This is a genomic window from Asticcacaulis sp. (assembly GCF_027484505.1).
Taxonomy (GTDB): Bacteria; Pseudomonadota; Alphaproteobacteria; order Caulobacterales; family Caulobacteraceae; genus Asticcacaulis.
The window spans coordinates 1-19,094 of sequence record NZ_JAIXSV010000327.1 but is presented as its reverse complement, the minus strand read 5'-3'; the positions used below and the strand labels follow the sequence as shown (position 1 = coordinate 19,094).

21 protein-coding genes and 1 pseudogene are annotated in these 19,094 nt (G+C 61.6%); 12 read left to right on the top strand and 10 right to left on the bottom strand.

Going from position 1 to position 19,094, the window contains the following annotated elements:
- Nucleotides 1-11: 11 nt before the first annotated feature.
- Complete coding sequence (locus Q0072_RS19115; protein ID WP_013479204.1) at nt 12-722, bottom strand: cell cycle transcriptional regulator TrcR; 711 nt, start codon at nt 720-722, stop codon at nt 12-14.
- Nucleotides 723-846: 124 nt separating this feature from the next.
- The gene (locus Q0072_RS19110; RefSeq protein WP_298333133.1) at nt 847-1,818 is read right to left on the bottom strand and encodes an NAD(P)H-quinone oxidoreductase; all 972 of its coding nucleotides are present in this window, start codon (nt 1,816-1,818) and stop codon (nt 847-849) included.
- Nucleotides 1,819-1,955: 137 nt separating this feature from the next.
- On the opposite strand from Q0072_RS19110, the gene Q0072_RS19105 reads away from it, so the two are divergent.
- From Q0072_RS19105 to thiE, 3 genes are all read left to right on the top strand, one after another.
- Nucleotides 1,956-2,180, top strand: a complete 225-nt coding sequence (locus Q0072_RS19105) for a DUF1192 domain-containing protein (RefSeq protein ID WP_298333132.1) — start codon at nt 1,956-1,958, stop codon at nt 2,178-2,180.
- Between the two features lie 145 nt (nt 2,181-2,325).
- Complete coding sequence (locus Q0072_RS19100) at nt 2,326-2,844, top strand: DUF1465 family protein (protein WP_013479208.1); 519 nt, start codon at nt 2,326-2,328, stop codon at nt 2,842-2,844.
- A gap of 152 nt (nt 2,845-2,996) precedes the next feature.
- Nucleotides 2,997-3,614: a thiamine phosphate synthase gene (gene thiE / locus Q0072_RS19095; protein ID WP_298333131.1), complete on the top strand. Its 618-nt coding sequence runs from the start codon at nt 2,997-2,999 to the stop codon at nt 3,612-3,614.
- Nucleotide 3,615: 1 nt separating this feature from the next.
- On the opposite strand, the gene Q0072_RS19090 is transcribed toward thiE, so the two are convergent.
- Complete coding sequence (locus Q0072_RS19090) at nt 3,616-4,296, bottom strand: hypothetical protein (protein ID WP_298333130.1); 681 nt, start codon at nt 4,294-4,296, stop codon at nt 3,616-3,618.
- Between the two features lie 164 nt (nt 4,297-4,460).
- Between Q0072_RS19090 and efp the strand changes: the two genes are divergently transcribed.
- Nucleotides 4,461-5,027, top strand: coding sequence for an elongation factor P (gene efp, locus Q0072_RS19085; RefSeq protein WP_298333129.1), 567 nt, complete (start codon nt 4,461-4,463; stop codon nt 5,025-5,027).
- A 176-nt stretch (nt 5,028-5,203) separates the two neighbouring features.
- On the top strand, nt 5,204-5,998 hold the full coding sequence (locus Q0072_RS19080) for an inositol monophosphatase family protein (protein WP_298333128.1): 795 nt from the start codon (nt 5,204-5,206) through the stop codon (nt 5,996-5,998).
- On the opposite strand, the gene Q0072_RS19075 is transcribed toward Q0072_RS19080, so the two are convergent.
- The 4 genes from Q0072_RS19075 to Q0072_RS19060 all read right to left on the bottom strand — a co-directional run bounded on the left by Q0072_RS19075 (nt 5,999) and on the right by Q0072_RS19060 (nt 10,620).
- A complete protein-coding gene (locus tag Q0072_RS19075; protein WP_298333127.1) occupies nt 5,999-6,841 on the bottom strand; it encodes a hypothetical protein in 843 nt (280 codons plus the stop codon). It lies immediately after the preceding gene.
- A gap of 81 nt (nt 6,842-6,922) precedes the next feature.
- On the bottom strand, nt 6,923-7,567 hold the full coding sequence (locus Q0072_RS19070) for a TetR/AcrR family transcriptional regulator (RefSeq protein WP_298333126.1): 645 nt from the start codon (nt 7,565-7,567) through the stop codon (nt 6,923-6,925).
- Nucleotides 7,568-8,428 (bottom strand): SDR family NAD(P)-dependent oxidoreductase, encoded by an 861-nt coding sequence (locus tag Q0072_RS19065; RefSeq protein WP_298333125.1) that lies wholly within the window; start codon nt 8,426-8,428, stop codon nt 7,568-7,570.
- A gap of 341 nt (nt 8,429-8,769) precedes the next feature.
- The gene (locus Q0072_RS19060; RefSeq protein ID WP_298333124.1) at nt 8,770-10,620 is read right to left on the bottom strand and encodes an ABC transporter transmembrane domain-containing protein; all 1,851 of its coding nucleotides are present in this window, start codon (nt 10,618-10,620) and stop codon (nt 8,770-8,772) included.
- Between the two features lie 134 nt (nt 10,621-10,754).
- On the opposite strand from Q0072_RS19060, the gene rpmE reads away from it, so the two are divergent.
- The gene (rpmE, locus tag Q0072_RS19055; protein WP_013479216.1) at nt 10,755-10,979 is read left to right on the top strand and encodes a 50S ribosomal protein L31; all 225 of its coding nucleotides are present in this window, start codon (nt 10,755-10,757) and stop codon (nt 10,977-10,979) included.
- A 291-nt stretch (nt 10,980-11,270) separates the two neighbouring features.
- Here rpmE and Q0072_RS19050 read toward each other — a convergent pair whose 3' ends face one another.
- Both Q0072_RS19050 and Q0072_RS19045 read right to left on the bottom strand, forming a co-directional pair.
- Nucleotides 11,271-12,428, bottom strand: coding sequence for an ionic transporter y4hA (locus Q0072_RS19050; protein ID WP_298333123.1), 1,158 nt, complete (start codon nt 12,426-12,428; stop codon nt 11,271-11,273).
- Nucleotides 12,429-12,544: 116 nt separating this feature from the next.
- Complete coding sequence (locus tag Q0072_RS19045) at nt 12,545-12,961, bottom strand: cupin domain-containing protein (RefSeq protein WP_298333122.1); 417 nt, start codon at nt 12,959-12,961, stop codon at nt 12,545-12,547.
- A 162-nt stretch (nt 12,962-13,123) separates the two neighbouring features.
- Between Q0072_RS19045 and argB the strand changes: the two genes are divergently transcribed.
- The 6 genes from argB to Q0072_RS19015 all read left to right on the top strand — a co-directional run bounded on the left by argB (nt 13,124) and on the right by Q0072_RS19015 (nt 18,718).
- Nucleotides 13,124-14,062, top strand: a complete 939-nt coding sequence (gene argB / locus Q0072_RS19040; protein WP_298333121.1) for an acetylglutamate kinase — start codon at nt 13,124-13,126, stop codon at nt 14,060-14,062.
- 188 nt (nt 14,063-14,250) lie between these two features.
- Nucleotides 14,251-14,901, top strand: coding sequence for a pyrimidine 5'-nucleotidase (locus Q0072_RS19035; RefSeq protein ID WP_298333120.1), 651 nt, complete (start codon nt 14,251-14,253; stop codon nt 14,899-14,901).
- A 191-nt stretch (nt 14,902-15,092) separates the two neighbouring features.
- Nucleotides 15,093-15,434 (top strand): hypothetical protein, encoded by a 342-nt coding sequence (locus Q0072_RS19030; RefSeq protein ID WP_298333119.1) that lies wholly within the window; start codon nt 15,093-15,095, stop codon nt 15,432-15,434.
- Nucleotide 15,435: 1 nt separating this feature from the next.
- Nucleotides 15,436-16,239, top strand: a complete 804-nt coding sequence (locus Q0072_RS19025; RefSeq protein ID WP_298333118.1) for a DUF2145 domain-containing protein — start codon at nt 15,436-15,438, stop codon at nt 16,237-16,239.
- 100 nt (nt 16,240-16,339) lie between these two features.
- Nucleotides 16,340-17,200, top strand: a complete 861-nt coding sequence (gene dapD / locus Q0072_RS19020) for a 2,3,4,5-tetrahydropyridine-2,6-dicarboxylate N-succinyltransferase (protein ID WP_298333117.1) — start codon at nt 16,340-16,342, stop codon at nt 17,198-17,200.
- A 63-nt stretch (nt 17,201-17,263) separates the two neighbouring features.
- Entirely contained in the window at nt 17,264-18,718 is a 1,455-nt protein-coding gene (locus Q0072_RS19015; protein WP_298333116.1) for a nucleoside hydrolase-like domain-containing protein, read from the top strand.
- A gap of 16 nt (nt 18,719-18,734) precedes the next feature.
- Here the strand turns inward: Q0072_RS19015 and Q0072_RS19010 are convergent.
- Nucleotides 18,735-19,094, bottom strand: a pseudogene (locus tag Q0072_RS19010) (ketol-acid reductoisomerase); the annotation flags it as partial.

The window sequence follows — 19,094 nt, the reverse complement described above, 5'->3', positions numbered from 1 at the left end:
CGCGTGGCCGATCAGTATTCGTCGTCTTCCTCGTCATGGACGGGCTTGGACGGGGCCGAGCCGAAGACGTCTTCGACCGTCAGGTCGGCCTTGCGCGAGAAGGTCTCTTCTTCCTCGTCGAACGGCACCACGACCGGGGCGGCCGGTTGCAGCGACGGATCATCCAGCGGGATGCCCAGCTTTTCGGCCTGCTTGCGCTTGACTTCGGCGGCCTTTCTGACGGCGGCATCCAGCTCGATCTGAGACACGAGGCCCAGCGTCACCGGATCGACCGGTTTCAGGTTGGCGGCGTTCCAGTGGGTGCGGTTGCGCACCTGCTCGATGGTGGTCTTGGTGGTGCCGAGCAGCTTGGAAATCTGCGCGTCGGTGACTTCCGGGTGGTTCTTGACGAACCAGTAGATGGCGTCCGGGCGGTCCTGACGGCGCGACACGGGCGTGTAGCGCGGGGCCTTCTTCTGCGGCTTGAGCAGTTCGGCGTGGCGGCTCTTTTGCGCCTGCATACGGTAAGACGGGGTCTTTTCCGCCTTGTCCAGTTCTTCGCGGGTCAACTGACCATTGGCGATCGGGTCGGCCCCGCGGATGTCGCGCGCCACTTCGCCGTCGGCAATGCCTTTCACTTCGAGCAGGTGCAGGCCGCAGAAATCGGCGATCTGCTCGAACGAGAGGCTGGTATTATCGACCAGCCACACGGCGGTCGCTTTCGGCATCAGGATATCGGCCATATTCAGTCTCACAAATAGCTACGCCCGGCCTTTGCGACCGGGCGTGAGGGGATTCTTGATACCGCTATAGACCGATTTTTCATCGAAGGGAATAGGATTATCCGCGACAAAACGGGCAGCCCGGTCACCACTTCAAAACCACCTTGCCGGTGTGCTGGCCGCTGTCGAGATAGGCCTGCGCCGCGCCGGCGGCGGCGGCGTCAAACACCTTAGCCAGCACCGGGCGGATGGCCCCGGCTTCGATCAGCGGCCACACCTGTTCGGCCACCGCCGCGCTGAGACGGGCCTTTTCGTCGGCGCTGCGCGGCCTGAGCATCGAACCGGTCAGTATGCCCTGTTTCTGCATCAGGCGGGGCAGCTCGATTTCGGCAGTATTGCCGCGGATCATCCCGACCTGCACGATGCGGCCCCGGTGTTTGAGGCACAGGATGTTTTTGGGCGTGTAGTCGCCGCCCATGATGTCGAGCACCACATCGACCCCGCCAAGGTCTTTGACCGGCGTCACGAAGTCGCTGTCGCGGGTGTCGATGACGTGATCGGCCCCCAGCGCCTTCACCCACGCCGCCCGCTCCGCCCCGCGGACCGTGGCGATGACGCGGGCACCAAAGCCCTTGGCCATCATTACCGTCATCGAACCGATACCAGAATTGGCCCCGTGGACCAGCACGGTCTCACCGGCCTGCAACGCGCCGTGCTCCATCAGATTGGCATAGACGGTCAGGCACACTTCGGGCAGGCCCGCTGCTTCGGCCTCGCTCAGACCGCGCGGCACCGGCAGGAGGTGGCGGGCATCGACGCTGACATATTCGGCATAGCCACCGCCATTGACCAGGCTGCACACGCGGTCGCCCGCTGTCCACAGATTTTCGTCGCTGTTGACGGTTTCGACCGTCCCGGCGACCTCAAGGCCCATAATCGGCGACGCACCGGGCGGCGGCGGGTAGCTGCCCTGCCTTTGCAGGATGTCGGGGCGGTTCACACCGGCGTGGCTGACCCGAATTAACACATGTCCCCGCCCCACTTCGGGACGCGGCACATCGCCCACATACAGATCATCGGCAGAGTGGCCGCCTTCGCGGATGAGAATAGCTTTCATGATCAACCGTGCCGCTTGCTTTCTTCGCCCCATGGGGGTTTTATAGGACATGTAGAGACATTTACGGCCCGCGCAACGGTTCGCGCGCTGGCTGCAAAGGTTTCCAAGCCCTGATATAACCCCAGAGGAGACGCCGCATGTCGGACGAGGAAGCGTTTACCCCCGCTTTTCGCTCAGGCACCGGGCCGGGCGGGCCGCTGAATGCCTTGATCCATGAGGATCTGAGCGGTTATTCGGTCATCGACCTTAAGGAGCGCATCGGCGCGCTTGAGGCCGAAATCGTGCGTACCCGGACTATGCTGGACTCCAAGCAGAGTGGTCGCAGCGCGGCGGAAGCCCTGTTCTCCTTCAAGGGGAGTTAGGGCTTTATTAGGGAGCCGCGTGTCAGGTGCGCGCCCCGTCCTGTCGCTTCGGGTGGCACGCCCGTTGCAGGACGATCAGTGATCTTGGGGGTGCGGTTTGCGCCCCTTACGTATTGTGTGTTTTGAGATTTTCCGAAGGCCAGCCATGTCCGATACCGGTGCCGTAGTTTCCCTGTCACAGCGTGCGGACCTCGTGCGTGATTTTGCCCGTTCGGACCTGTTCGACCGGACCTTCCGCGAAGGCATGGGTCTGGTGGAAGAAACCGCCTCCTATCTGGACGGCGACGGCCGCCGCGACTCACGCATCCTGAGCCGCGAAGACGCCCTGCTCTATGCCGGTGAGTCCATGCGCCTGACCACGCGCCTGATGCAGATTGCCTCGTGGCTGCTGGTGCAGCGCGCCGTGCGCGAAGGCGATATGGAAGCCACCGACGCCTGCGACGAAAAATATCGCCTGTCGGCCGCCGCCCAGAGCGAATATGGCGACCAGCTTAAGGTGCTGCCGCAGGGCCTGCTGGAACTGCTGGACCGCTCCAACCGCCTGTATGATCGCATCTCGCACCTCGACCGCCGTATGTTCGTAGAGGCCGAGGCCGACAAGCCGCAGACAAATCCGGTGCTGGATCAGATGGCCCTGCTGCGCAATACGTTTGGCAACCTCTGATATTCTCCTCCCCTGTAGCGAAGCGCACGGGGGAGGTGTCGCCGCGAAGTCGGCGACGGAGGGGGCATTTACCAACCGTTTCGACCTCTCCCCTGCGAAGCGGGTGGGATGAAAAACTTGCCCCCGGCCCGCTTTTGGGGCAGGACGAGGCGATGACCTTGCAACTCTACCTCATCACGCCACCGACCATTGCCGACCACACCGCCTTTGCGCGCGCTCTGGACGACGCCCTGTCGGCCGGGTCGGTTCCGGCCCTGCAAATTCGACTCAAAGACGTGTCGCTGGATGAAATCCGTGCCCTGACGCGGCTGATCACGCCGATCGCTCACCGGCACGGCACGGCGGTGCTGATGAACGATCATGTCGATCTGGCCAAGGAGTTGCGGCTTGATGGCGTGCATGTGGGTCAGTCCGACACACCCTACAAGGAGGCGCGCAAGCGGCTGGGGACCGAAGCCATGATCGGCGTCACGTGCCACAATAGCCGCCATCTAGCCATGGAGGCCGCCGAGGCCGGGGCCGACTATGTTGCCTTCGGAGCCTTCTATCCGACCGCCACTAAGATGGTCGAACATATGGCCGAGCTAGACACCCTGACCATCTGGCAGGAGACGATGGAAGTGCCCTGCGTCGCCATCGGCGGCATCACCGCGGCGAATGCGGCCGAAGTGTCCGCAGCCGGGGCCGACTTTATCGCCGTGTCCGGCGCCGTCTGGACCCATCCGGACGGCCCGGCGGCCGGCGTCAGGGCGTTGCTGAGCGCGATCTGACCTACTCCACCGCCGCCGAAGGTGACGGCCAGCCGACCGACATTTCGACGATGACCGGTTGCAGCGCCTGCATATTGGGGTTGGATGATGCGACCTGCGTGTCGCCGACAATATCGCTGGTCAACTGACCGGTGTGGCTTTCCGGGGGCGCGAAGCGTAGGCTCAGCACGCAGTCGCCCGACATCATACCGAGCGTGCCGCCCTTGAAGTCCGCCGCATAGCCGCCGTAGTCCCAGTCAAAACCATAAAGGTCAAACGCCTTGCCATTGGCCGCCTCAACCGCTTTCAGCGCAGACCCGATGCGGATATTGCCGGGACCGGACCACTGCACCGCGCCGCGACCGATGCGCACATCCGCCACCTGCGTTTTGGCTTCGTCCCAGAAGGTGACCACCACCTTGCGCGCCGGATCGTCGGGATAGAGGACGACGGCGCTTTCGGTCGTGCCTTCCGGCCCAGGCACCGTTTCTTCGCGCGTCTTACCGGCAAAGGCCTGAAGCAGTTGTGCCGCTGTGGCTGATCTGGCCACCGGCGTTTCGCACGACAGGATTTGCGCGCCCTGATCCGCGATGGATGACGACGACACGCCTGAGCCTTCGTCCGATGCCGCCGGCGTGTCCGGCTTGCCACAGGCCGTCAGGGTCAGAAGGGCCATAAGGGCTATACCAGTCGGCTTAAGCATGTCGCGCTCCTCTTTGTCTCAACGGGCGTTACCATGCGCTGGCGCGCATAAAAAGTCGATTCCCGCTGCGGCTTCGCGGCCCCTTGCCTCGTCTGGGGTAAGCGTGTAGTAACGCGCGCAAACTCTTCTGGGCCTCCGCGCTCGCTCCTTGACAAGTCGAATCCATGAAAATCAACGCCAATACCATCAAACCGGGCATGATCCTCGAATATCAGAACGGTCTGTGGGCCGTCGTGAAGACCGAGCACGTGAAGCCCGGCAAGGGCGGTGCCTTTGCCCAGGTCGAAATGAAGAACCTCGTCACCGGCACCAAGCTGAACGAGCGCTTCCGTTCCGACGATACGGTCGAGCGTGCGGTGCTGGAGCAACGCGATCACTCGTACCTGTATGAAGATGGCGACATGCTGGTGTTCATGGATCAGGAAAACTACGAGCAGATTTCGCTATCGAAGGACTGGGTCGGCGAAGATCAGGTCCGTTTCCTGCACGACGGCATGATCGTCGTCATCGAATCGCACGAAGGCAAGCCGATCAGCATGAGCCTGCCCGACACGGTGGTGCTCGAAGTCATCGAAACCGAGCCGACCATCAAGGGCCAGACCGCCTCGTCTTCCTATAAGCCCGCCAAGGCCTCCAACGGTATGCGCGTCATGATCCCGCCCTTTATGGGCACGGGCGAGCGCATCGTCGTTTCGACCGAAACCGGCGAATATATGCGCCGCGCCGACTAGGTTTCACATCCCTCCCTGCTTGCGGGGAGGGGGGACCGCAATGTCTCTAGAAGCGAAGCGTTAGCACGCTTCTATGGGCGGTGGATGGGGGACCGTCATGAACACAGCCCCCTCCATCATTTCGCTTCGCTCAATGCCACCTCCCCCGTTTCACAGGGGAGGATGAAGGACACCACATGGTAATCCAATCCGCCCTCATTCAGGCCATGGTCGCCGCCATCCGCAAGGCGTGCAAGGGCGTGTCCCGCGACTTCGGCGAAATCAGCGAGCTTCAGGTCTCGCGCAAAGGCCCCGGCGACTTCGTCACCGCCGCCGACAAGCGCGTCGAAGCCGCCTTGTTCGAGGAACTGACCCGCCTGCGCCCCGGCTACGGCTTTCTGGGGGAAGAACAGGGCCTGCGCGAAGGCACGGACAAGACGCACCGCTGGATCGTCGATCCCATCGACGGCACTACCAACTTCATGCACGGCATCCCGGTGTTTGCCTGCACCGTGGCGCTGGAACGCGATGGTGAGATCGTCGCCGGTGTGACCTATAACCCGATCACCAACGACCTCTACTGGGCCGAAAAGGGCAAGGGCGCCTACCACAATGACCGCCGCCTGCGCGTTTCGGCACGCAAGGTGATGGAAGACAGCCTGATCGCCACCGGCCTGCCCTTTATCGGCAAGACCGGCCACGCACAGGCCCTGAAAGAACTGCATCAGATCATGCAGCGCACGGCGGGTATCCGCCGTCTGGGGGCCTGCTCGCTCGACCTCGCCATGGTGGCCGCGGGTCGGGTGGATGGCTATTGGGAACGCGGTCTGAAGCCGTGGGATATGGCCGCCGGGACCCTGCTGATCACCGAAGCGGGCGGCAAGATCGGCTCGCTGGACGGTGATCAGTCGCCGCTGATCACCGGCGAAATGCTGGCCGCCAATCACGAGCTTTATCCGCAACTGCTGGAAAAGCTGCAACTGGCGAAGTGATCATCCATTCGCCAGGATGAGGAATATCCATGCGGCCGTGAACCCCACCATAATGGCGCTGCCGATCAATAACCATAACTGACGCAGCGCCAGACTCTTTGCGGTTACACCGGCTGAACTGGCTTCAAGCTCATTCAGCACATCGTTCAAAGCATTGGAAAGGCCACTGATAACCGTCACCCTGTTGATCGCAAGTCGGTCGATAGTAGCTCTGAGTTGATGCAACCGCTCATAATTAGCTTCCGGCCTGAGTTTGGGCCCTTCCCCTGATAAGGTAAGGTCGGGCACATCCAGTCGAATAGAGGCATTGGACTCTATGTCGTTCACTGGCCGCTTGCCGTTGGGGTCCGTCAGTTCAATCACAGCCCTGAGATCTTTGGAAAGCGAAGAATTAAAGGCTTTTACCCAGCGGTCCAGGGCCGCTAGATTTCCGCGTATAATCTGACCGCGTGCATCAAGTTCGAGAAGCCCGACCTCTGCTGATGTTTTAATAGCCTCATCCAAAGGTGCCAGAAAAGCCGCGATAGCATCGCGATTAAAGGATCGTGCCCTGCGAAATTCGACCCTTACGGCGAGTACAACAGGGACTGAGACAATGAGGGCAATGGTCGTAGAGGTAGCTATGGCCGTGAAAGCATTTTTGAAGATAACATCGAATATCTTGCTAAGAAAAGCGTCCCGGGCAGCCGTACCGGCACTGTCAACAAAAGCGGCCGGAGTCGTAATAACGGTTTGCCACAACGCGGCGATGGCTATGATACACACGAAGGTAGCGAAGGCCGTCGCCAGCCACATCCAGATGCGATAAAGCCAAACCTCGAGTGTTCCTGCGACCTTCGCCATTATCCTGCCCCCCAGCCTACAAAGGTTAACCTGCCAGAGCTATTAACCTTTGTCTATGCCTCACGAACAACTCAGACGCGATCAGGCGTCGATCAGGACGTCCGCACTGACGGGCTGCGCAACCGGCGCAATGCCGCGGAAGACCATCCCGATCAGCTTGTCAGCCTCTTCGGCATTCATCATATGGAAGCGCCCGGCCAGAAAGCGGAACATCAGCGGGCCATAGATCAGATCAAGCCCCATCTGCATGTCGATATCGCTGCGCAGGTCGCCGCGCTCGACGCCCCGCCGCCAGATGGTCGCCACGGCTTCGCGGCGCTGGTTGAGGAAGCTTTCCAGCAGGGCCTGATTGAAGGTTTCATCCCCCTGCCCTTCGGCAATCAGTTGCGCCAGCGTGCGCCCGGCCGCCGACGCATAGAAGGCCATGGCATCACGCATCGCCATCAGGAAGTCACGCTCCGACGAGCCGGTGTCCGGCACGACGATTTCATCGCTCATGCGCGCCATAAAGGCATCGAAGGCGATATGCAGCTTATTCGGCCACCACTTGTAAAGGGTTGCCTTGGATACCCCGGCCTTGCGCGCAATGGCTTCGGCCGTGATGTCGCGCAGGTTCCCGGCTTCCAGCAGGTCGAGCGTCGCCTGAAGGATCTGTTCGCGCGCGCTTTCCGAGCGCGGGCGACCCCGCGGGCGCTTTACGGGGGGCGAGAGTGTGTCGATGGTCATTTACGCGGCCTCGGATTGATACAAACTCAGATTACGCCAGGCCGACAGTTCGGCCTGTAAGGCGCTCAGGCGGCGCAGCGCCCGTTCATAGGCGCGCGCCCCCAGCACCAGATGGCCCGGCGCTTCGGGCAGGTCCATGGCGCGCAACACGGCTTGCGCGCGCCCGGCCATGACCATCTCGTCCAACTCTTCCTGCCACAGACGCGCCGGCCCAAGCCGCGTGTCATAATCGGCGATCACCTGACGCGCGATGAGGCGCGCCTCCGGGCCACCCAGCATACCGGGGTCTACCGTTGTCACCTGAATGCCCAGTGGCTTCAGTTCCTGCGTCAGGGCTTCGGACAGGCCGATCACCGCGCCACGCACGGCATGGGTCAGGCCGAAGCCTGCGGCCTGCTCCGGATGGCACGAAGCCAGCGTCACCACATGGCCGCGGCGGCGTTCGCGCATGTGCGGCAGCACTTCGCGCATGACATTGAGCACGCCAAACAGATTGGTTTCAAACAGGCGGCGCACTTCGAGGTCGCTCGCCTCCTCCACCGCGCCGATCAGGCTGGCGCAGGCATTATTGACCAGAATATCAATATGACCAAAGCAGCGGATGGCCGTATCGACCGCCACACGCACTTCGTGGGCGTCATCGGAGTCCATGGCCAGCGCCACCAGCGCATGGGCATAGTCTTCAAACCCGGTGGCAAAAGTTTCCGGGCGGCGGCCCGTGGCCACCACAAAATCACCGCGTTCGAGCGCGGCACGCACCAGTTCACGCCCCAGGCCATGCGAGGCCCCGGCGATGAACCATACCCGGTGGCTTTCCGACGCTTCGGAAACCTCTCCGGCGTTCAACACATCATCTGACACGGTACACGATCCCAAAGCGGCCGGTGCGGGTGAGGACGGCCAAACTCATCCGGATGGGGGAGGTTCCGGGTTGCCGCTATATAAAACTGTACGTACAGTATATCAATGATATGAAGACGTGAATACGTATTCAGTCCGTTAAATACATGACTTCAAAAGGGAAAATTTTTCTCGCATGAGTAGATTTTTATCCCCGATCACGCGATTTACGGGCTTATGATACCGTTTGTACACAACCGTAACAATTGTTGATGGATTTCGGCCCTTCAGCGCCTCAGGCCCCGAATTGCAGCTCCGCCAGACATCTTGTGTTTTGTCTGGCGGTAACAGCATTCAGCACCTCAGGCCCCGAATTGCAGCTCCGCCAGACGGGCATACAACCCACCCTGCGCCACCAGTTCTTCGTGCGTCCCCTGCTCGACCACGCGACCTTCGTCCATCACCACAATGCGGTCGGCCTTGAGCACTGTGGCCAGCCGGTGGGCGATGACCAGCGTCGTGCGTTCGCTCATCGCCTCGTTCAGCGCGTCCTGCACCAGCCGCTCGTTTTCCGCATCGAGCGCCGAGGTCGCCTCATCGAGCAGCAGCACCGGGGCCTGACGCACCAGCGCGCGGGCAATCGACAGGCGCTGCTTCTGCCCGCCGGACAGGGACTTGGCGCGTTCGCCCAGAGGCGTATCAAAGCCCTGCGGCAGGGCCTCGATGAAGGCGTGCGCCTGTGCCTTCACCGCCGCCGTGCGGATATCATCAGGCGTGGCGTCTTCCCGGCCGAAACGGATATTTTCAGCGGGTGAGGTCGAGAACAGGGCGGCATCCTGCGCGACCAGAGACAGGCGGCGACGCACCGCCTTGGGGTCGGCTTTGGCAATATCGACACCATCCAGCGCAATCGTACCCGCCGTGGGTTCGTAATAGCGCAGAAGCAGCTTGAACACAGTCGATTTCCCCGCCCCCGACGGCCCGACCAGAGCCACCGTCTCACCGGGCTGTACGCTGAGCGAAAAACCGCTCAGGACCGGCTGTTCCGGGCGCGCCGGATAGGCGAAATCGACCTGATCAAACACCACCGCGCCGCGCGCCGGTTCCGGCAGCGGCAGAGGATTGGCGGGGGCAACGATGGTCGGCTGCGCCGTCAGCAGCTCGTCGATGCGGCTCATGGCACCGGCCGCCTTTTGCACATCGCCCCAGGTTTCCGACAGCGAGCCTACCGAACCGGCGACCAGCACGGACAGCATGACGAACTGGATCAGCGTGCCTTCCGACATCTCCCCGGCCAGTACCGCCCGCGACCCCAGCCACAGCACAAAGGCAATGCCGCCAAACACCAGCGAAATGACCAGCGCCGTCATCAAGGCCCGCGCGCCCATGCGCTTCAGCGACTGACGAAAGGCCGTTTCCACGCCGTCGCCAAAGCGCCCACGCGCATAGTCTTCGCGCACAAAGGCCTGCACGGTTTCCAGCGCATCGAGCGTTTCACCCGCCGTGCCGACGGCAGCGGCAAAACTGTCCTGCGTCTGGCGCGTCAACTGGCCCACGCGTTTGCCGAAGGTGAACAGCGGCACCAGCACCACCGGGAAAATACACAGCACGAACAGCGTCAGTTTGGGACTGACGAACATCAGCAGGATCAGTCCGCCGACGAACGAAATGCCGTTCCTCAGCGCCATGGATATCGAGGTCGAAACCAGCGTATCGACGATCTGAAGGTCCGTGGTCAGGCGCGAAATCACCTCGCCCGTGCGGATTTTCAGGAAGAAGCCGGGATCGAGGCCCAGAATGTGGTTGAACACATCCTTGCGCAGATTGGCCACCACCCGCTCACCCAGCTTGGTGATGTAGAAGTAACGCAGCGCCGTCGCCAGAGCCAGCACCAGCGCTACCCCGGCCATCACCCCAAACCACAGGTTCAGTTGCGACGCGTCCTGAGAGCCGAAACCATTGTCGATCAGGTAACGCGAGGCGACCGTCAGGGACAGGGTGGCCCCCGACGACAACAGCAGGAAGAAGATGGCAAAGACCGCATCGACCTTCAGCCGCGCAATATAGGGCCACAGGCGCAATAATGGCTTGAGGTTGCGCGTCTTTTCCCGCCCGGCAGCGGCGGAGGTGATCTGCCCTACCAGTTCGGCTCCCGATCCGGGGCGGTCTTTGAAGGCATCGGCGTCGCTGTGCGGGGGTGTCTGTGCGGTCATAAACCCGCGTTTAATGCGTTATGGCTTGCGCCGCAACGCCGCTTACGCTATGAGCCGCGCTTCGCTGTAACAGCTTCACCCTTTCTTCGCGTCCGCATCCCTGCTGGCCGGACGTTTTTAAGGACTTAATAGAGATGAAAAAAGACGGTCACCCCGACTATCACTGGATCACGGTTACCCTGACCGACGGTTCGTCCTATCAGACCCGCTCGACCTACGGCAAGGAAGGCGCTGTCCTGAACCTCGACATCGACCCCCGCACGCACCCGGCGTGGACCGGCGGTCAGAACACCCTGCTTGACCGCGCCGGCCGCGTGTCGCGCTTCAACAACAAGTTCGGCGGCTTCCTTAAGAAGTAACTGTGAGCTGACGCTCATGGGCTTAAGAAGTAAGCCTCAGCACTTAGTTGCAGATTTTAAAACCGGCTCAGGCAACTGGGCCGGTTTTTTGTTGTCCTTGCCTCTGTGAAGCGGCGAAGCCACGTGAAGTCGATGACAGGCAAGGTTCAACCCCGGGTTAAAAACCACAGATTGCACAGATCAAGAGCGTCTAACGGCAGCTTTATCTGGATTAATCCGAGGCGCGAAGCGCCCATCTGTGTAATCTGTGGATACCTTCTCTTCCTGCGTTGGGGGCAAAAGGCGACGGGCTTACGGCACCACGGTTACAAACAGATAGGTGGCAAAGATCACCAGATGCGTCACGCCCTGCAACACGGTCGTGCGCCCCGTGCCCAGTGAGAAAATCGACACCACAAACGACAGCAGCAGCAGGACCATCGACTTGGTATCGAGCCCCAGCGACAGGGGCCAGCCCATGATGACACTTAAGACCGCCACCGCCGGGATAGTCAAACCGATCGTCGCCAGAGCCGAGCCCAAAGCGAGGTTGAGGCTGGTCTGAAGGCGGTTACGCCGCGCCGCCTTGATGGCCGACAGGCTTTCGGGGGCCAGCACCAGAGCCGCGATCAGCACCCCTACCACGGCCAGCGGCAGGCCGGCGCCCACCACCGCCTTTTCGATATGCGGCGACAGGCTCTTGGCCAGTAGAACCACCCCGGCCAGCGCCACGATCAGCACGCCGAAGGCGATCAGGGTTTCTTTCAGCGTCGGCGGCTCGGCATGGACGTCGGGTTTCAGATCACCTTCACCCGACGGCAGGAAATAGTCGCGGTGACGCACCGTCTGCACCAGCACAAAGGCCCCGTAGAGGATCAGCGACACCACGGCGACGAAGATCAGTTGTGACGTCGAAAAGAACGGCCCCGGTACGGAGGAGGTAAAGTTCGGCAGGACCAGAGACAAAGACGCCATGGCCGCCAGCACGCACAGGGCCGAACTGACGCCTTTGAGCACAAAGCGCTGCTCGTGATGGCGCACCCCGCCGACCAGCAGACAGATGCCGACAATGCCATTCATAATGATCATGATGGCTGCAAACACCGTGTCGCGGGCCAGAGTCGCGGTATCGCCTGACCCCGACAGCATCAGCGACACGATCAGAGACACCTCAATGATGGTCACGGCAATGGCCAGAACCAGCGTACCGAAGGGCTCCCCCACCCGATGCGCTACGACCTCGGCATGGTGCACAGCCGCCAGAACGCAGCCCATCATGATCACCGCTGCTCCGATCACCCCGGCCAGCCCCAGATAGGACAGGTGCGCCAGATAGGCCCCCATCCCCAGAAACGGCACGACCAGCGTCCATAAGGGCAGGACCGCGTGCGCAGGGCTGTGCGGCTTGGGGCTCTCTGCCGGCGAAGGGGTACGTGTATCGTTATGGGTTTCGGGGTGGGTTTCTGGCATTCGGTCGCGTAGCTCCTGTGTGGCGAGGGGACGGCCCGGACGGATCGACAGGCCTCTTTTCAGACATAGGGTGCCCAGTCACCATTTCAAACCCGGATAGAAACGATTTGGGCGGTCTATCCCGGTTCCCAGCCCGGCGGGGCCATCTCAAATCCGGCAAAATCAAACCCCGGCGCGACCGTACATCCGACCAGAGTCCAGTCTCCCAGGCTCTCTGCGCTTTGCCAGCCGCCGACGGGCACCACGCCCTGCGGCCTCTGCCCGCTCAGCACATCCGGCCCCAACACGACATCCCACCCGCGCCCTTCATGATGCAGGCTGAGTTTCAGTGGCGCACCGGCATAGTAGTGCCACACCTCAACGGCATCTATGCGGTGCCAGTGCGAACGCTCCCCCGCCTGAAGCAGGTAATAGATGGCCGAAGACGCGCCGCGCCCTTCATGGACATTATCCCGAAAGGTTTCGACATAGTACCCGCCTTCCGGATGCTGCTGCATTTTCAATTCGGCGATGATGGCCTGGGCGTCGGTCATGGCGCGTCTCCTTTGCAGCCCTCAGCTTAGCCTGAATTTTGCGGCGCATCAGGCATAAAACGCTAATGACACGCCGCCGCATATCCTGTAATGCGCGCGCTCATCGTACTGTCACCTTTTGCTGATACGCCGTCAGGTGTAACCGGGGTAAGTCTTCCTGAAATGATCATTCAGACCGCCACGACCGAAACCATCGAAGAAAACGGCTGGGCCACGGCCAGAACCCTGGCCGAAGCCCTGCCCTTTATCCAGATCTACGACCGCGAAATCGTCGTGGTGAAATACGGCGGTCACGCCATGGGTCAGGAAGAAACGGCGCGCATCTTTGCTTCGGACATCGTACTGCTGAAACTGCTGGGCATCCATCCGATCGTCGTGCACGGCGGCGGGCCGCAGATTTCGGCCATGCTGGGTCGGGCGGGCGTCAAATCGACCTTTATCGACGGCCTGCGCGTCACCGACGAAGCGACCATGGAAATCGCCGAAATGGTGCTGTCGGGCGCGGTGAACAAGGAAATCGCCTCGTGGATCACGCGCGCCGGTCAGGAAGCCGATGTGCGTGGCGTCGGCCTGTCGGGCAAGGACGCCAGCCTGATTACCGTCGAAAAGGCGACACGCCTGAAAAAAGACCCGGATTCGATGATCGAACAGGTGGTCGATCTCGGCTTTGTGGGTGAGCCCAAGCGCGTGGACGATAAGCTGCTGCGCACCCTGATCGGTGATCTGGAGCACGACTATGTGCCGGTCATAGCCCCCATCGGCGTGGCCGAAGACGGTGCGACCTATAACATCAATGCCGACACCGTGGCCGGAGCGGTGGCGGGTAAGATGAACGCCAAGCGCATGTTGCTGCTGACCGACATTGCCGGCGTGCTGGACGGTGAAAAGCGCCTGATCCGTCAGATGACGGTGTCTGAAGCCAAGGCCCTGATCGAAACCGGCGTCGCCGTCGGCGGCATGATCCCCAAGCTCGAAACCGCCATTGCCGCCATCGACGCGGGTGTGGAAGCCGTGGTTATCCTCGATGGCCGCCGCCCACACGCCATGCTGGTCGAGCTGTTTACCGAACACGGCGCGGGCACGCTGATCACGCGGGATTAGGTTAAATTTAGCCACGAAAAACACGAAAAGCTCGAAAATTCAGTTCCTTCACACAGGGCTAGCTCTCGTAAAACGAGGCACAAAAAGCCTACTTTTTCAGCTTTTCGTGTTTTTCGTGGCCAAGACCTTTTATCGCTACGCCCAACAAATCGCTTGAACATAAACAGGTAAAATCCGAAACAGGCGGTATGAGCCCGCATGTTCAAAACCTCCCGCACGTTTCCACCTGGCTGTTCGATCTCGACAACACCCTCTATCCGCCCGAAGCCGAGGTCATGGCCCTGGTCGAAGGCCGTATGACCGATTTCGTCATGCGTCAGACGGGCCTGCCGCGCGAAGAGGCGAGAGCGCTCCAGAAAAAATACCTCTATGAGCACGGGACGACCCTCGCCGGGCTGATGGCCTATCACGACATCGACCCCTATGCCTTTATGAACGAGGTGCACGACGTGTCGCTGGACGGGCTTGTCCCCGACGTGACCCTGAATGCCGCCATCACCGCCCTGCCCGGTCGCAAGCTGGTCTTCACCAATGGCGACGAACAGCACGCCTATCGCATCCTCGACAAGCTGGAGATGACCACCCTGTTCGAGGACGTGTTCCATCTGGGCCATGCGGACCTGATCCCCAAGCCGAACCTCGTCACCTTTCACCGCATGATGCAAAAGCACGCGGTGACCGGTCCCGAAACCGCCTTCTTCGAAGACAGCCCGAAGAACCTCAAACCCGCGCACGAGCTGGGCATGACGACCATTCTCGTCGGCCCGCACGCCGAAGCCAATGCCGATGATTTCGTGCATATCCGGGCAGCGTCGCTGAAAGTTTTCCTTACGGAATGAACGGCGTTCAAAATTAACTTGACGCGCCGGAAATTCTGAACCATGTTCATTTAGAGCGCCTTTCCGCTCCTGCCGGATCGGAAGTGCCCTCTAAATTTTTTTTTTGACGCGCACCTCTTTCCGAAAAGTGCGTCACACTTTTCGGGGTGCGCTCTAACGCCGTTCACAGGCGTGTCACGGAGCTCATGGTCATGTTCAAACCGATTGCCCTTATCCTGTTCGCGTCAGCCCTTGCCCTGCCCGCCGCCGCGCAGGACAGCCTTGAAAACACCTCCAAAGCCGCAGCCAATTCGGTCGAAGCCACCGCCCAGTTGTCGGGCGCGGGCGTGATGGTGGTCGCGGGCAGCGCCGCATTGCCCTTCGTCGCTGTTGGGGCTTCCGCCGAAAGCACCGGTGCGGCCCTCCGCGATTCCGGCGAGGCCGTCTGGGACGAAGCCAATAAACCGCTGACGGTCAGCCCCGAAACCGTGGTAGCGCAGGACGCGCCGGATGTCCCGCGCGAGGCCGAAAAACCGCAAAAGAAGGCGCAGTAAGATGTGGCGGGCGGCCCTGCTGGCCGTATCCCTGCTCCTTCCCACCGGTGCGTGGGCGGGCAACGAATCCGGCGACAGTGCCGCCAACACCAAACCGCATTTCAGCCCGCCCGAAGCCGCCGCCTTCGCCAAACAGATCGAGCAAAATCTGGCGGCCAAAGGCGCGCGAGTGGCCATTGTCTTTCGCACCAGCCGTCCGCATGACAAGCTGCCGCCCGGCATCGCCTATACGCACGGGGCCTTCTGGGTCCACAGCGACATCACCACCGCCGACGGACGCCATCTTCAGGGCTATGCGGTCTATAATCTCTATCATGGCGACGGAAAGACCGTGCCGGTCAGCCAGTCCTACCTGAAGCAGGACTTCCCGCTGAACTTCGCCAGCATCTCCGCCGAAGACGATGTCGGAGTCATCCTCCCGACGCCGGAAATGCAGCGGCGGCTGCGGACATTGATCGGCACGCCCGCCTATGCGCGCCTGCACGTCACCGACTATTCGCTGGTATCCAATCCGCTGGATGCGAAATACCAGAACTGCGTGGAATTTGTGCTGGATGTCGTCGCAGCGGCAGCGTGGGAGACGGACTCCTACCCGCAGATCAAGGCCAATCTGACGCGCTGGTTTGAACCGACCACCGTCAGAGCCGGCTTCCTGCAACGCACGCTGGGGCCGATGGCCGATGCGCGCCTGCGCACCGACGATCATCCCGGCCCAATCCGCACCGCCACCTATGAGAGCCTGTCGGCGTTTATGCTCAAACACGAACTGGCCACAGAGGCGTATGTGATCAAACGCTCTCAATAAACAGCGCCTGAGCGCGAGCAAAAAAAGAAACCTTGATCCGAAGGATCATAGGTCTTAAGGCCCTGTCATTCCTTCTTTGACAGACCTTATGAGAGCCGCCATGTCCGACCTCGCCGCCTTCCACGACGATATCGAAGCCGCCTGGGAAATCCGCGACACCCTGTCGCCGTCCACCACCGGTCCGGTGCGCGATGCGGTGGAGAAGGCGCTGGGCCTGATCGACAACGGCCGCTTCCGCGTCGCTGAAAAGATCGACGGCGAATGGGTTACGCATCAGTGGCTGAAGAAAGCCGTGCTGCTCTCCTTCCGCCTCAATGGCAACCACCTGATGCACACGGGTCGCGGCCTGTTTGAAGAGGCCCCCATCGGTCCCTTCTGGGACAAGGTGCCCAACAAGTTCGCCAAGTGGAAGGCCGAAGACTATCAGGACGCCGGCTTCCGCTCGGTGCCGGGCGCCATTGTGCGTCATGGTGCGTTTGTGGGCAAGAATGTCGTGCTGATGCCGTCGTTCGTGAACATCGGCGCCTATGTCGGCGAAGGCACCATGGTCGATACCTGGGCGACGGTCGGCTCCTGCGCCCAGATCGGCAAGCACGTGCACCTGTCGGGCGGCGTCGGTATCGGCGGCGTGCTTGAACCGCTTCAGGCCAACCCGACCATTATCGAAGACAACTGCTTCATAGGCGCGCGCTCCGAAGTGGTCGAAGGCGTCATCGTGCGTGAAGGCTCGGTGCTGGGCATGGGCGTCTATCTGGGGCAATCAACGCGCATCGTTGATCGCGCCACCGGCGAAGTCTTCTATGGCGAAGTCCCGCCCTATTCGGTGGTCGTGGCGGGCTCCATGCCCTCGGCCAATGACAAGAACCCGAACGCCCCGCACCTCTACTGCGCCGTCATTGTCAAACGCGTCGATGCCCAGACGCGCTCAAAGACCGGCATCAACGAACTGCTGCGGGATTAATTCGGTTGACGCTCCTCCCGTGGCCCACCACAGTGCCGGGCCAAGAATAAAGGGATGAGACGGATGAGACTGCACGGATGGGCTGCGGCCCTGTGTCTGATGGTGTGGGGAAGCCCGCTGGCGCAGGCCGCAGAGCCGGTCGCCAAAGCCGCAACGGCCCCGGCAGAAAAGCCGCGCGTCTTCGTCCTGACCGACATCGAGAATGAACCGGATGACGCGGAGTCTCTGGTGCGGTTCCTGACCTATGCCAATCAGTGGGATATAGAGGGGCTGGTCGCCACGACCTCCATCCATATGCGCCATCATACGGCCCCGGAGCGTATCCGTCAGATCGTGCGCGCCTATGGGCAGGTACAGCCAAACCTCAACCGCCATGAGCCCGGCTATCCGTCCGCCGAACACCTGCTGTCCGTGGTCAGCGAAGGCCCACAGGCCTACGGCCTGACAGCCGTGGGGAAGGGCCTGACCTCGCCGGGGGCTGAGCAACTGATCCGGGCGGTGGATCGCCGCGATGGGCGCCCCCTGTGGGTGCTGGTCTGGGGCGGGCCCAACACGCTGGCTCAGGCCCTGCATAAGGTGCGCGCCACGCGGAGCAAGGCCGAACTGAAGCGCTTTGTGGCCAAGCTGCGCGTCTATACCATCTCGGATCAGGACGATTCCGGCCCGTGGCTGCGTCAAACCTTTCCGGACCTCTTTTATATCGCCAGCCCCGGTATGCACGACGGCGGCGCCTATCACCACGCCACCTGGTCAGGCATCAGCGGCGACCGTTTTCACGGGCGTTTTGTCGGGGCGGATTTCAGTCTGGTCGATGGGCCGTGGCTGCAAACCCACATTATGAGCAAAGGGCCGCTGGGGGCCGAATACCCGAAACCCATCTACCTGATGGAAGGCGATACCCCCAGCTTCCTGTACCTGATCAATAACGGTCTGGGCGCGCCCGAACACCCCGACTGGGGCAGTTGGGGCGGTCGCTATGAGTTCTACACCCCTCCGCCCGCCCGCTGGCACCTGATCCCGGAAACGCGGCCCCTGTGGACCAATGCCGAGGATGAGGTGCTGGGGGTCGATGGCAACTGGCACACCGATAATCACGCGACCATCTGGCGCTGGCGTCAGGCCTATCAGAACGACTTTGCCGCACGCATGGACTGGACGATCAAGCCCTATGCCGAGGCCAATCACCCGCCAGAGCCCAAGCTGTCGCATCCGGATCGTTTAACGGCGCGGCTGGGCGATACGCTGGCACTCAGCGCCGAGGGTTCCACCGACCCCGATAAGGACGCGCTGAGCTTTGAGTGGTTTGTCTATGGTGAAGCCGGCGGCTTTACGACCTCAAACGGGCGCAATGGCCGCATGGCGACCATCGCCAATGCCGATCAGCCCAAAATAAGCCTGACCATCCCGAAAAACAGCGTCTTCCGCACCGGCACCCTGCACGTCATCGTGGCCGTGACGGACAAAGGCACGCCGGCCCTGACGCGCTATAAGCGGGTGATCATCGACGTGAAGCGGTAGAGGCACATAGCGCGCGCTACGCCTTGTCCGCCACCCCATCCAAGTACCGCTTGGTCTGGTCCAGCGCATTGTCAGCCAGAGCCGCGCGGCGGCGTTTGAGATCGACCGCCCCCGCTTCGTAATCGGCCATCAGGGTGCGGACGAAATCGCCCGACTGCACGTCCTTCAGCACCGCGTCCATGGCCGCTTTTGAGGCGTCACCGATGATGCGCGGGCCGGTCAGATAGGCCCCGTATTCAGCGGTATTGGAAATCTTCTCGAAGCCGCCGGACATGCCGCGCTCCCACAACAGATCGACGACCAATTTCAGTTCGTAGCAGGTTTCAAACCACGCCACCTCGCGCGGATAGCCCGCCGCCACCAGTGTATCAAACGC